Origin of the sequence: Microbacterium sp. Se5.02b (genome assembly GCF_019464375.1) — a bacterium.
In the GTDB taxonomy this organism is placed as follows: domain Bacteria; phylum Actinomycetota; class Actinomycetes; order Actinomycetales; family Microbacteriaceae; genus Microbacterium.
On record NZ_CP080491.1, the window covers coordinates 3,892,975 to 3,903,928 of the forward strand.

Sequence of the window (10,954 nt, forward strand, 5' to 3'; positions counted from 1 at the left end):
TCGTCATCCCGCGGCCGGCTCGACGCAGACGACCGCGGCATCCGTGATCGCCTTGTGGTACTGCTCAGCCGTGAACGGCAGCCCGAACTCCGGCACCGTCTGCCCGGAAGCAGCCGGGGCCTTGGACGCGATCGCCGCGAGCTCCCAGGAGAGCTGCTGCGCGAACTGTGCGCCCAGGGTCGAGTCGTTCAACACCACGGCCACCGTGAATCCGGTCGCAGGGTCGGAGTACGCGGCGGTCGCGTACCCGGGAACCCACCCGTGCTGGCCGATCATCGACCCCACGAGGTAGGCGCCCCCGGTGGCCTGGTACCACGACGGCGCGCCGTCGGCGGCCGGCAGGGGTGCGCCGAAGCGGTCCGGCTTGTCCTCCGTACGCAGCGCCTGCTTCGCCTCCGCCTGGGCGTAGCGGCCCAGGTCGGCGATGGTCGAGACGACACCGGAATCCGTGAATCCGGTGCTGGAGGACAGGGTGGTGATGTCGGTCGGCGTCGCGCAGGCGTACCCGCCGTCGACGCCCGGCATGTAGTACCCGTTCATCGGGTCGTCGCCGGGCGCGGCAGCGGCAGGGCCGGGCAGCGAGGTGCCGGTGAGCTCGAGGGGATCCGTGACGTACTCCGCGATGAGCTCCGATGCGCTCAGACCCGATGCGCGCTCGAGAGCGAGCCCGAGCAGGAGGTATCCGGAATCCGAGTCGCGGAAGGTGGTGTGCGGAGCCACACGCTCGCGGGCGAGACCGAAGCCCGCCAGTTCCAGCGGCGCCCACACCCGGTCAGGGGTGTTGAGCCACGCGGGACGCACGCTCGACTCGGAGGAGCCGGCGCCACTGGTCCCGTTGCACAGGTCGAGGAGGGTGATGCCCTCTTCTCGCATGCCGCCGACGCCCGAGACGTAGTCCGCGACGTTCGCGTCGAGCTCGACGGTCCCCTCGTCGGCGAGGGCGTAGAGGACGTCGCACGTCATCAGACGGGTCACATCCGCGATCCGGAACGACATGTCGGTGGTCACCTCGCCGCCGTCGCGGCCCTGCGTGCCGAAGGCCGTGACCCAGCTGCCGCTCCATGGCACCCAGACGCCGACGATCGCACCGGAGGCCCCGGACGCGACGAGCGCATTGTCGACGGCCCCCTGCATCGCGGCGACCGTGTCGTCGGGCAGGGCACCGTCGACCTGCGCGGGTGGCGTGTAGCTGAAGGAGTCGTCGGGGGTGCATCCGGTGAGGATGAGAGCGAACAGCGCCGCACCGGCCGCACTGGCCGCTACGGCGCGCCGACGGCGCGACGAGAGAAGCTGCATGAAGGAACCCCCGAGGATGTGTCTCCCGAGTCTAGAACGCCGATCCTGAAAGACGGCATCGTGTCGGCCGGCTCTCGTGTCCGCGTAGGGTGTGAAACGTGCCCCACCTCTTCGACGCCGACGTGATCACCGCTGTCCTCCGCCACATGAACGGCGACCACACCGACGACAATCTCCTCATCGCGCGGGCCTTCGGCCCGTCCGCCGCCGAGATCACGGACTCCACGATGACCGGCTTCGACGGCGAGGGCGGGGTGTGGGAGATCACGGCCGATGGCGCGGTCTCCGAGCTGCGCGTCCCGTGGCCTGGAGGCCCGATCGCCGACCGCCCCGCCGTCCGCCGCGAGGTCGTCGCGCTCTACGACGAGGCCTGCGCACGCCTCGGTGTGGAACCTCGACCGCACGCCTGACGACATCCGGGCTTCCACCTGAGGTAAGGCAAGCCTTACACTGAGTGCATGTCCGAGATCCTCTCCTTCTCCGCCGCCCTGCGCGAGCGCTCGTCCGGATCGCACTCCCGCAGCGAGACCGCCGGCTTCATGTCCGACCTCCTGAAGGGCGAGGGCTCACGCGAGGACTACATCTCGCTCGTGGCCCAGCACTACTTCATCTACGAAGCGCTCGAGAGCGCCGGCGACCGTATGCGCCACGACCCGGTCGCCGCGGTGTTCATCAGCGACAAGCTCACCCGCCTGCCGGCCCTCGAGGCCGACCTGGAGTTCCTCCTCGGGCAGGACTGGCGGGCGCAGATCGTGCCCCTGCCGAGCACGCAGCGGTACGTCGAGCGCATCCAGCAGGTCGGCGCCACCTGGGTCGGCGGCTTCGTCGCCCACCACTACACCCGCTACCTCGGCGACCTCTCCGGAGGCATCTTCATCGGCCGGGTCATGGCCCGGCGCTTCGGGTTCGAGACCAACGGCATCGGCTTCTACCTGTTCGACGACATCGCCGACCCCGCCGCTTTCAAAGACGTCTACCGCGAGCAGCTCGACGCCGCACCGTGGGACGACGCCGAACGCGAGCGGGTGATCGACGAGGTGCTCCTCGCCTACCGCTTCAACACCGAGCTCTTCGAAGACCTCGACCGCGCACGTGTGGCCGCCTGAGCAGGCTCAGGCCCCTGGGAGTTCCGGAGTCGACGCCGCCAGCCAGGCATCGCGCATGAACCGGCGCACGTCCTCATCCACGCGGATGTCGCGGGGCCGCAACGCCCGCGAGAGATAGAGCCCCTCCAACGAGGTCAGCCTGCTCAGCGCCACGTACGTCTGCCCAGGCGCGAACGCGCCGGAGCCGAGGTCGATGATCGCCCGCTCGTACGTCTTGCCCTGCGACTTGTGGATCGTGACCGCCCACGCGAGTCGCAGCGGGAACTGGGTGAACTCGGCGACGACGTCGCGGGTGAGCTTCTTGGTGTTCTGGTCGTAGGCATACCGGAACCGTTCCCAGACGGCCGGCTCGACGTCGACCTCCTCGCCGTCGATGTCCACGCGCACCGCTCCCCCGAGGATGCGCGTCACCGTGCCGATGGTGCCGTTCACCCAGCGGGGCGGCTCGCCGGACATGGCCGTGTCGTTGCGGAGGAACATCACCTGCGCGCCGACCTTGAGCTTCAGCTCCGACTCGGCGGGCAACGCGGCCTCCCCGCGCCCGAAGTCTCCGCTGACCTCGGCCCGCGCCGTCTGCTCCTTGCCCGGGAGGGCCGCGAGGTGGCGGCTGTTGATGCTGTTCACGATGTCGTTGCGCGTGGCGAGGGTGATCATCGGCACCTCGCCCGGCTCCGGCTCCGGCGGCGTTCGCGCGCCCTGGGTGTTCAGGACCCCGGCGATCTCGGCGGTCACCCGCCCGTAGCGGACGGCGTTGAGCATCGACTTGAACCCGTCGTCGGACTGACGGTGGATCTGCACCAGCTCCCTGACGTGCAGCTCTGCGCGGGTGTCGACCTGGAACAGGCCCTCCTGATCGGAGAGCCCGGAGCCGCCGGCCCACACCTTCGCATCGAAGAACCAGAACGACCGGTAGTGGTCCTGCACGTACCGCGCCTCGTCGCCCCGCGGCGGCACCGGTGCGAGCTGGTAGGGGTCGCCGAACATGACGACCTGCACGCCGCCGAACGGCTCGCCGCGGCGCCCCTGGCCTGTCGCAGCGAGCGGTCGATCGCGTCCATCAGGTCGGCGTTGACCATCGAGATCTCGTCGATCACGAGCGTCTCGATGGCGTTCAGGATCCGGCGGGTCGCATCGTTCTGGTCGATGTCGGCGTCGCCGATCAGGCCGATCGGCAGGCGGAACAGCGAGTGGATCGTCTGACCTTCGACGTTCAGGGCGGCGACACCGGTCGGCGCGCAGATCGCGATCTGCTTCTTCGTGTTCCAGGCGAAGTACTGCAGCAGCGTCGACTTGCCCGTCCCGGCGCGCCCGGTGATGAAGACGTGCTCGCCGGTGTCCTCGATGAGCCGGAACAGCTCTTGCTGCTCCTCGGACAGGGCGGGAAGGGACACGGCACTCACAGGGGAAGCAGGCGGAAACGGGGCGCCCCCCATGCTACGTCCAGGGCTCCGGTGCGGACCGCCGACGCTCGGCGTCCCCTCAGGACCCGCCTTCTAGACTGACGCCATGGAGCGGGCCAGGACGAGCGCGCCCCCGCGCACGCCTCGGCGTGCACGCCTGGGGGTCGATCTGGCGTTGCTCGTCGTCGTCGGCCTGATGCTCGTCGCGGCACTCGGCGCGGGCGGCGCGACGCTGTACCAGCAGTTCTACGGCCCGTCCGCGTTCGTGGTCCGGTACCTCGACCTGCTCTCGTCGGGGATGGCTGCCGACGCCCTGCGCGTGCCCGGCGTGGCGATCGACCGCGAGACGCTCGAGAAGGCCGGCATCGCCCCTTCGGCCTCCGAGGCGCTGCTGCGCCGTTCCGCGCTCGCGCCGCTCACCGACGTGAAGGTGGAATCCGAGAAGCCCGCCGAGGGCGGTACCGCCGTGACCGTCAGCTATGAGGCCAGCGGCCACGCCGGGACCAGCACCTTCCTGATCGAGCAGGACGGATGGGCGGGTGTCACACCGAACTGGCGCTTCACCACCAGTCCGCTCGCCGTCGTGGAGCTGACGGTGCGCGGTGCGGATCAGTTCGCCGTCAATGGGTTCGAGGTCGATCGCCGACAGGTGTCCGCCGCCGGAGCCGACGCCGAGCCCCTCGACCCGCTGCCCCTGCTCGTGTTCACGCCCGGGCTGTACTCCGTGACGGTGGAGACGCCGATCGCGACCGCATCCGGCCACGGCGTGCTCGCCGATACGCCCCTCGCCGTCACTCCGCTCGACGTGCAGACGACGCCGACCGAGGAGTTCGTCGAGGTCGTGCAGCAGCGCGTCCAGGAGTTCCTCATGAAGTGCACCACGCAGGAGGTGCTCCAGCCGACCGCGTGTCCGTTCGGGCTGCGGGTGACGAACCGCATCACTGCACCCCCGAAGTGGTCCATCGCGAGTCAGCCGCAGGTCACGGTCGTCCCCGACGGCGGTCACTGGCAGATCCCGACGACGGATGCCGTGGCGCATGTCGACGTGGAGATCAAGTCGCTGTTCGACGGGTCCATCTCACCGCTGTCGGAGGATGTCCCGTTCCAGCTCAACGGCAGCATCGTGATCCTCCCCGACGGCTCGGCATCCATCAGGGTCGGCTCGCCGAGCGAACCCCCGGTCGACTGACCGGTCGAGGTCGGCGCCTCAGCGGCCTCCGCGCTCCTCGCGACGCTGATCGTCCGCCGCGAGCCTGGCGAGCTCGGCGTTGTACTCCTCGAGCTCGGCATCCCCGGTGCGATCCGCGTGCCGGTCGCGGCGCTTCTGCAGCTTGGTGTCGCTGCGGCTCCACTGGATCGCCACCGTGATCGCGAGGATGAGGGTCGGGATCTCGCCGATCGACCAGGCGATGCCACCCCCCACGTACTGGTCTTCGAGGGGGCTCGCACCCCAGTCGCGGCCCATGGCTCCGAACCAGTCGGCGACCATGAGACCCTCTTGCATCATGATGGCGATGCCGAAGAACGCATGCATGGCCATCACGGCGATCAGGGTGATCAGACGCCCGGGGTAGGGCAGCCGGTACGGGACGGGGTCGACGCCGATCAGGCTCATCACGAACAGGTATCCCGAGAGCAGGAAGTGGATGACCATCCACTCGTGCCCGAGGTGCTCGAACATCGACCACCGCACGAGATCGGTGAAGTAGAAGGCCCACAGCGACAGGATGAAGATCGCCGCCGCGACGAACGGATGCGTCACGACGCGCGCGAACGGCGAGTGCACGGCCCACATGATCCATTCGCGCCCGCCCCTGGTGCCGTCGTCGCGCTTGTGGATGGCACGAAGGGCCAGAGTGATCGGGGCTCCGGAGACCAGCAGCAGCGGGATGGCCATCGACAGCATCATGTGCCCGAGCATGTGGATGCTGAACAGGTACTCCTGGTACGCGTTGATCGGGCCGCCCGTGACCCAGACGAGCATCAGCATCCCGAGCACCCAGAACACCGTGCGATGGATCGGCCAGCGGTCGCCGCGCAGGCGGAGACGCCGGACACCCGCGAGGTAGAAGAACAGTCCGAAGCCGGCAGCCACGAGCCAGAGCACGTCGATGTCCCATGCGGTGAACCAGCGCTCGAGCGTGAGCTCCGGCGGCAGCACCGAGCCGGTGAGGATCTGCGCGGGGGTCTGCGAGAACGCCGCGGTCTCCCCGGTGGGCGGAGGGGTGCGGGCGAGCGCGGCGGCGGCACCCGAGGCGAGTCCCATCAGCGCGACCTCGCACAACACGAGGAGCCAGAACCACCCGGCGGCCCGCGCACCGTGGAGCTTCGGGATGAGGCGGGCACGGTACCACGCGCCGAGCAGCCCCATCCCGCTCAGCAGTGCGACCTTCGCGAGCACGATCCAGCCGTACGGGGTGGTCCACAGCGCATCCCAGCTGCCCACGGCCACGATCGAACGAGTGACGCCCGAGACGGCGACCACGGCGAACGCCGCGATCGCGAGCGACGAGTAGCGCGCGACGAGGCGGGGGACGTCGACGTCGCCACGCCCGCGCAGCAGCACGAGGAGCAGCAGACCGCCGAGCCAGACCGCGGCTCCGACCGTGTGCAGCAGGATCGAGTTGACCGCCATGTTGTGGCCGTCGAGGTCGCCGGCGTGCCCCTGTGTGGCGAGCGGGAGGAACGAGACCGCCGCGAGCAGCGCCGTGATGAGCGTGGGGGTCCACGAGCGCCACGCGAACGCGAGCACGGTGATGATCGCGCCGAAGATGGTGGTGATGAGCCAGGACTGACCCAGTGGCAGCTCGAGCAGGAACCGGCCGAGCTGCGTGCCGAACTCGCGCTCGATGCTGAGCTTCGGGTTGAAGGCCGCCATGAAGGCGAGGAACCCGGCGAGGCCGGCGGAGACCGTGAAGACCGCGGCGCCGACCGAGGCGATGTTCAGCGCCGCGTCGAACGACCGGTCGCCCGCGCGCAAGCCGAACAGGGCGAGGACGAGCGAGCCGAGCATCACGGCACCCGAGATGTTCATCACGAGCTTGGCCACCGGCGTGCCCCAGAGCACGAAGGCTCCGGGGTCCTGCAGGAGCGGCGGCTCGGCACCACCGCCGACGAGGAGGGCCAGCACGAGGGCCACCAGGGCCGCGGCGAGGAGGATGACGATCCCGGCGATTCGATACGCCGAACTCCGACTCGTCGACTCGCTGCGGGAACTCACCCCTCCAGCCTAGGCGCGCCCCGGAGTGAGAACGCACGAAGGCCGCCCCCGCAGAACGGGGGCGGCCTTCGGAAGGTGCGGCCTGATTACTTGACGGCAGCCTTGAGCTTGGAGCCAGCGGTCACCTTGACGCGCTTGCCGGCCGGGATCTTGATCTCGGCGCCGGTCTGCGGGTTGCGACCAGTGCGAGCTGCCGTGTCGACCTGCTCGAAGGAGATCCAGCCCGGGATGGAGACCTTGCTGCCCTTGGCAACAGCGTCGGAGACCGTGGCGAACAGCGAGTCGAGGACACCGGAGACGGTGGCCTGGCTCTGGCCGGTGGCGGAAGCGATGCTCGCGACGAGCTCGGTCTTGGTGATGGACTTGTCAGCCATGTCATCCTCCAGCGACGAAGGACCGTCGCATCGTTGTGGGTATCGGAGCGGATGCTCCTGGTCTGTCGACCGCCTTGAATGTATCAACGACCACCCTGTTTTCCGCGTCATTTCGCGGGTTTTGGGCAATTACCTGGCGTGTCGCGTCACTTTCGTCACTCCAGTCACAGTTTTCGAGGGGGTTTCCTGACCCGGAGCCGCCTTCCGGAGGGTATCTGCACAACGGAGGGACCTGTCCCGGAATCCCTCCTCCGATACGCGGATCTCCTCCCCGGTGCGGTCAACGCGGCCGGTGCGCCTCGATCACCGACTGCGCCGTGCGTGCGAAGGCCGGACGCACCCGGTCGTCGCCGTCCAGATATCCGCCGACCAGTGCGGCGTCTCTGAGAAGGACCAGGGAGGCCGCGACATCCACGGGGTCCGTCAGCCCGGCGCCCTCGGCCACGGACTGCAGCGTGCCGCGGAACCACTCCCGGTGCTCGTCGATGAGTCGGCGCACAGGGCCGTCCGCGTCGGGGTACTCGGCGGCCGCGTTGATGAAGGGACACCCGCGCGTGTGTCGTTCATGGATGTCGGTGGCGATGCCCTGGACCACGGCGTCGAGCAGGGCGTCGGGGTCGGTGACGCTCTCGCCCGCCGCGGTGAACATCGCGCGCAGCATCTCGTCCTCGCCGCCGAGGTACGCGAGCACGAGGTTCTCCTTGCCGCCGAACTGCTTGTACAGGGTGGCCCTGGTGACGCCCGCCTCCTCGATCACGCGGTCGACCCCGACCGTATGGATGCCCTCCTCGTAGAAGAGGCGGGTGGCGGCGTCGACCAGCCGGGCGCGGGCGGGGCTGGGGCGCTTCGTCGAGGCGTGCTTCGTCGTGGTGTTCATGATGGTCCTCCCTCATCGTGGCATCCGAACCGCGACATCCGATCGACGACTTCAGGGATTCGGGGAATACCTTGCAGTAGATAGAACGTTCGGTCTACTATCAGCGTAACGCACTCCCGGAGCGGGAGGCCGAACAGAGAGAAGAAGATCATGAACACGGCAACCAAGACCCCCATCGTCCTCATCCACGGGCTCTGGATGACCCCCGCGAGCTGGAACACCTGGGCCGAGCGGTACCGCGCCGAGGGGCACGAGGTCATCGTCCCCGGGTGGCCCGGCATCGACGACCGCTCAGTGGAGGACATCCGCCGCGACCCGTCCGCCCTGAAGGGCATCGGCCTGACGCAGATCGTCGACCACTACGAGCACATCATCCGCGCCCTCCCGGTGAAGCCGATCATCATGGGCCACTCGTTCGGCGGGGTGATCACCCAGATGCTCGCCGACCGCGGCGTCGGGGCCGCCTACGTGGGCGTCGCCCCTGGCCAGACGGCAGGAATCACGACCCTCCCCTGTCGACGCTGTGGACGGGCACCCCGATCCTCTCGAACCCCTTCGGCCGCAACGGCGCCAAGCCGCTGTCGAAGCGCCACTTCCACTTCACGTTCGGCAACGACCTCAGCCGCGCCGCGTCCGACCGCCTCTGGGAGGAGTTCGCGGTGAACTCCTACAACCGGGTCTTCTTCGAGGGCGTGACATCGGCGTTCGACGAGAAGGGCGGCGTGACGCACGTCGACTACGCCCGCGCCGACCGCGCCCCGCTCTACATCATCACGGGCGAGATCGACCATGTCGTGCCGCCGGCCATCGGCCGCGCGATCGTGCGCAAGTACCGCTCGACGGGGAGTCCCGCGACCGTCGACCACAAGGAGTACCCCGGCCGCACGCACCGGCTGGTCAGCCAGGAAGGGTGGGAGGAGATCGCCGATGACGCCCTCGCCTGGGCGGTCGCACACACCACGACATCCGTCGCGTGACGTCGGGAACCGGAGAGGGCGCGCCGGGCCGGGAGACGCGAAAAGGGCGAGGATCCGAAGATCCTCGCCCTTTCAGTTGCGACTTACCAGCTCGACTTGGTCACGCCGGGCAGCTCGCCACGGTGCGCCATGTCACGGAAGCGGACACGCGAGATGCCGAACTTCGTGAGGACACCGCGGGGGCGGCCGTCGATGACGTCGCGCGAACGCACGCGAGCCGGCGACGCGTTGCGCGGCAGCTTCTGCAGGCCGACGCGGGCGGCCTCGCGGGCCTCGTCGGTGGCGTTCGGGTCGATCAGGGTCTTCTTCAGCTCGGCACGACGCTCGGCGTAGCGCTCGACGATGACCTTGCGCTGCTCGTTGCGCGCGATCTTGCTCTTCTTAGCCATGGATCAACGCTCCTCTCGGAATTCGACGTGCTGACGGATGACCGGGTCGTACTTCTTGAGCACGAGGCGGTCGGGGGTGTTGCGGCGGTTCTTCTTGGTCACGTACGTGTAACCCGTACCCGCCGTCGAACGCAGCTTGATGATCGGACGGACGTCCTGAGCCTTCTTGGCCATTAGAGCTTCACACCCTTCGCCTGGAGGTCCTTGACGACGTTCTCGATGCCGCGGACGTCGATCACCTTGATGCCCTTGGCGGACACGTTGAGCGTGATCTTACGACCGAGCGACGGGACGAAATACGTCTTCTTCTGCACGTTCGGGTCGAAGCGACGCTTCGTCCGGCGGTGCGAGTGCGAGACGTTGTGTCCGAAGCCGGGAACAGCTCCGGTCACCTGGCACACTGCTGCCATGATGTGACTCCTTCTATACCGTGAGACCGGACGGCCTCACCCAAGATCCCTTGTCTGCACGCAACCCCACCACGCCCGATCTCTCGGTCACTGAGGGGGAAGCACGCGAACTGCGCACAGGAGTGTGCGCAGACGAAGAGTCAGTCTAGCACGGCGCCGGACACCCCGAGAGCCGCCGCCTCCTTGGCACCGCGACCCCATCGGAACGACGAGACCGTGGGGTCGCCGTCGATCCAGAAGCGCCAGGGGAACGCCGCGGTTCCTGCGATGCCGGCCACACCGACCCGCGGGCCCGTGGCCACGTCGCTGCGCCGGGACCCCAGCCACAGCTCGGCCGTGGCTCCGTGCCGTTCGAGAGCCGTGATCGCATCGATACCGTCGTGGATCGGATGCCGGAGTCCGACCGCCTGTCCGAGCCGACCGGGACCGCGGGCCAGGTCTCGGAGCGTCGCGCGGCTCAGCGGCGCGGTCGCGTTCCGGCGCCGCGCTGCCGCATCCACACCGGACACGATCTCGCCCGCCCGCAGCAGCACACCGTCGCCCTGCCCCTCCGGTCCGCAGGCGACGTTGATGCAGGAGTGGATGCCGTGGCTCAGGTACACGTACAGATGCCCCGGCTCCCCCACATCGTGGCGTTGCGCGCCGTCCGCCCCATCCGCGCATGCGACCCCGGATCGGCACGGTCCCCCGTGCCCTGTCCGTGGTAGGCCTCGACCTCGGTGATGCGCACCCGCACCTCGACCGCCCGTCCGTGCTCGACCACGACGGTCCGCAGCTCTCCACCGAGGAGCGACGGAGCGACCTCGACGGCCGAGCCCCCGACGTCGTCTCTGGTCGCTCGACGCAGTGCTTCCGGCGCGGGCATCTCAGAACCGCGGAGCCGTCTGGCACCAGGACGCGTCGAA

At 68.9% G+C, this 10,954-nt stretch carries 12 protein-coding genes and 2 pseudogenes; 5 read left to right on the forward strand and 9 right to left on the reverse strand.

Annotated elements, in window-relative coordinates; genetic code table 11:
* Nucleotides 1-3: 3 nt before the first annotated feature.
* The gene (locus tag K1X59_RS19505; RefSeq protein WP_220173755.1) at nt 4-1,296 is read right to left on the reverse strand and encodes a serine hydrolase; all 1,293 of its coding nucleotides are present in this window, start codon (nt 1,294-1,296) and stop codon (nt 4-6) included.
* 98 nt (nt 1,297-1,394) lie between these two features.
* Between K1X59_RS19505 and K1X59_RS19510 the strand changes: the two genes are divergently transcribed.
* Together K1X59_RS19510 and K1X59_RS19515 are read left to right on the forward strand one after the other, a co-directional pair.
* Nucleotides 1,395-1,706 carry a DUF2470 domain-containing protein gene (locus tag K1X59_RS19510; protein ID WP_183151262.1) on the forward strand — a complete coding sequence of 104 codons (312 nt, stop codon included), beginning with the start codon at nt 1,395-1,397 and terminating at the stop codon, nt 1,704-1,706.
* 48 nt (nt 1,707-1,754) lie between these two features.
* Complete coding sequence (locus K1X59_RS19515; protein WP_183151263.1) at nt 1,755-2,402, forward strand: heme oxygenase (biliverdin-producing); 648 nt, start codon at nt 1,755-1,757, stop codon at nt 2,400-2,402.
* A gap of 6 nt (nt 2,403-2,408) precedes the next feature.
* On the opposite strand, the pseudogene K1X59_RS22615 reads toward K1X59_RS19515, so the two are convergent.
* Nucleotides 2,409-3,793 (reverse strand): annotated as a pseudogene (locus K1X59_RS22615) (ATP-dependent RecD-like DNA helicase).
* Nucleotides 3,794-3,908: 115 nt separating this feature from the next.
* Between K1X59_RS22615 and K1X59_RS19525 the strand changes: the two are divergent.
* Complete coding sequence (locus K1X59_RS19525) at nt 3,909-4,991, forward strand: hypothetical protein (RefSeq protein WP_220173756.1); 1,083 nt, start codon at nt 3,909-3,911, stop codon at nt 4,989-4,991.
* 18 nt (nt 4,992-5,009) lie between these two features.
* Here the strand turns inward: K1X59_RS19525 and K1X59_RS19530 are convergent, their stop codons facing one another.
* The 3 genes from K1X59_RS19530 to K1X59_RS19540 form a co-directional block, all read right to left on the reverse strand.
* A complete protein-coding gene (locus tag K1X59_RS19530; protein ID WP_220173757.1) occupies nt 5,010-7,022 on the reverse strand; it encodes a cytochrome c oxidase assembly protein in 2,013 nt (670 codons plus the stop codon).
* Between the two features lie 86 nt (nt 7,023-7,108).
* A complete protein-coding gene (locus K1X59_RS19535; protein ID WP_017203554.1) occupies nt 7,109-7,396 on the reverse strand; it encodes an HU family DNA-binding protein in 288 nt (95 codons plus the stop codon).
* 280 nt (nt 7,397-7,676) lie between these two features.
* Nucleotides 7,677-8,273: a TetR/AcrR family transcriptional regulator gene (locus tag K1X59_RS19540; RefSeq protein WP_183151264.1), complete on the reverse strand. Its 597-nt coding sequence runs from the start codon at nt 8,271-8,273 to the stop codon at nt 7,677-7,679.
* Nucleotides 8,274-8,423: 150 nt separating this feature from the next.
* Here K1X59_RS19540 and K1X59_RS22140 point away from each other — a divergent pair, with 150 nt between their 5' ends.
* Complete coding sequence (locus K1X59_RS22140; protein WP_244632223.1) at nt 8,424-8,936, forward strand: triacylglycerol lipase; 513 nt, start codon at nt 8,424-8,426, stop codon at nt 8,934-8,936.
* Nucleotides 8,933-9,250, forward strand: a complete 318-nt coding sequence (locus K1X59_RS22145; RefSeq protein WP_244632224.1) for a hypothetical protein — start codon at nt 8,933-8,935, stop codon at nt 9,248-9,250. Before K1X59_RS22140 ends, K1X59_RS22145 begins: the two co-directional genes overlap by 4 nt.
* Before the next feature lie 83 nt (nt 9,251-9,333).
* Here K1X59_RS22145 and rpsN read toward each other — a convergent pair whose 3' ends face one another.
* The 4 genes and pseudogenes from rpsN to K1X59_RS19565 form a co-directional block, all read right to left on the reverse strand.
* Nucleotides 9,334-9,639, reverse strand: a complete 306-nt coding sequence (rpsN, locus tag K1X59_RS19550; RefSeq protein WP_017203557.1) for a 30S ribosomal protein S14 — start codon at nt 9,637-9,639, stop codon at nt 9,334-9,336.
* 3 nt (nt 9,640-9,642) lie between these two features.
* A complete protein-coding gene (rpmG, locus tag K1X59_RS19555) occupies nt 9,643-9,813 on the reverse strand; it encodes a 50S ribosomal protein L33 (protein ID WP_017203558.1) in 171 nt (56 codons plus the stop codon).
* Complete coding sequence (gene rpmB / locus K1X59_RS19560) at nt 9,813-10,049, reverse strand: 50S ribosomal protein L28 (RefSeq protein ID WP_017203559.1); 237 nt, start codon at nt 10,047-10,049, stop codon at nt 9,813-9,815. The genes rpmG and rpmB overlap by 1 nt, the downstream gene beginning before the upstream one ends.
* Nucleotides 10,050-10,189: 140 nt before the next feature.
* Nucleotides 10,190-10,914: pseudogene (locus K1X59_RS19565) on the reverse strand (DNA-3-methyladenine glycosylase).
* Nucleotides 10,915-10,954 lie beyond the last annotated feature (40 nt).

What these genes read in the sequence shown, in the direction of transcription:
- rpmB (WP_017203559.1), bottom strand. Translation starts at nt 10,049, where the DNA reads ATGGCAGCAGTGTGCCAGGTGACCGGAGCTGTTCCCGGCTTCGGACAC.
- K1X59_RS19540 (WP_183151264.1), bottom strand. Translation starts at nt 8,273, where the DNA reads ATGAACACCACGACGAAGCACGCCTCGACGAAGCGCCCCAGCCCCGCC.
- K1X59_RS19515 (WP_183151263.1), top strand. Translation starts at nt 1,755, where the DNA reads ATGTCCGAGATCCTCTCCTTCTCCGCCGCCCTGCGCGAGCGCTCGTCC.
- rpmG (WP_017203558.1), bottom strand. Translation starts at nt 9,813, where the DNA reads ATGGCCAAGAAGGCTCAGGACGTCCGTCCGATCATCAAGCTGCGTTCG.
- K1X59_RS19505 (WP_220173755.1), bottom strand. Translation starts at nt 1,296, where the DNA reads ATGCAGCTTCTCTCGTCGCGCCGTCGGCGCGCCGTAGCGGCCAGTGCG.
- K1X59_RS22140 (WP_244632223.1), top strand. Translation starts at nt 8,424, where the DNA reads ATGAACACGGCAACCAAGACCCCCATCGTCCTCATCCACGGGCTCTGG.
- K1X59_RS19535 (WP_017203554.1), bottom strand. Translation starts at nt 7,396, where the DNA reads ATGGCTGACAAGTCCATCACCAAGACCGAGCTCGTCGCGAGCATCGCT.
- rpsN (WP_017203557.1), bottom strand. Translation starts at nt 9,639, where the DNA reads ATGGCTAAGAAGAGCAAGATCGCGCGCAACGAGCAGCGCAAGGTCATC.
- K1X59_RS19525 (WP_220173756.1), top strand. Translation starts at nt 3,909, where the DNA reads ATGGAGCGGGCCAGGACGAGCGCGCCCCCGCGCACGCCTCGGCGTGCA.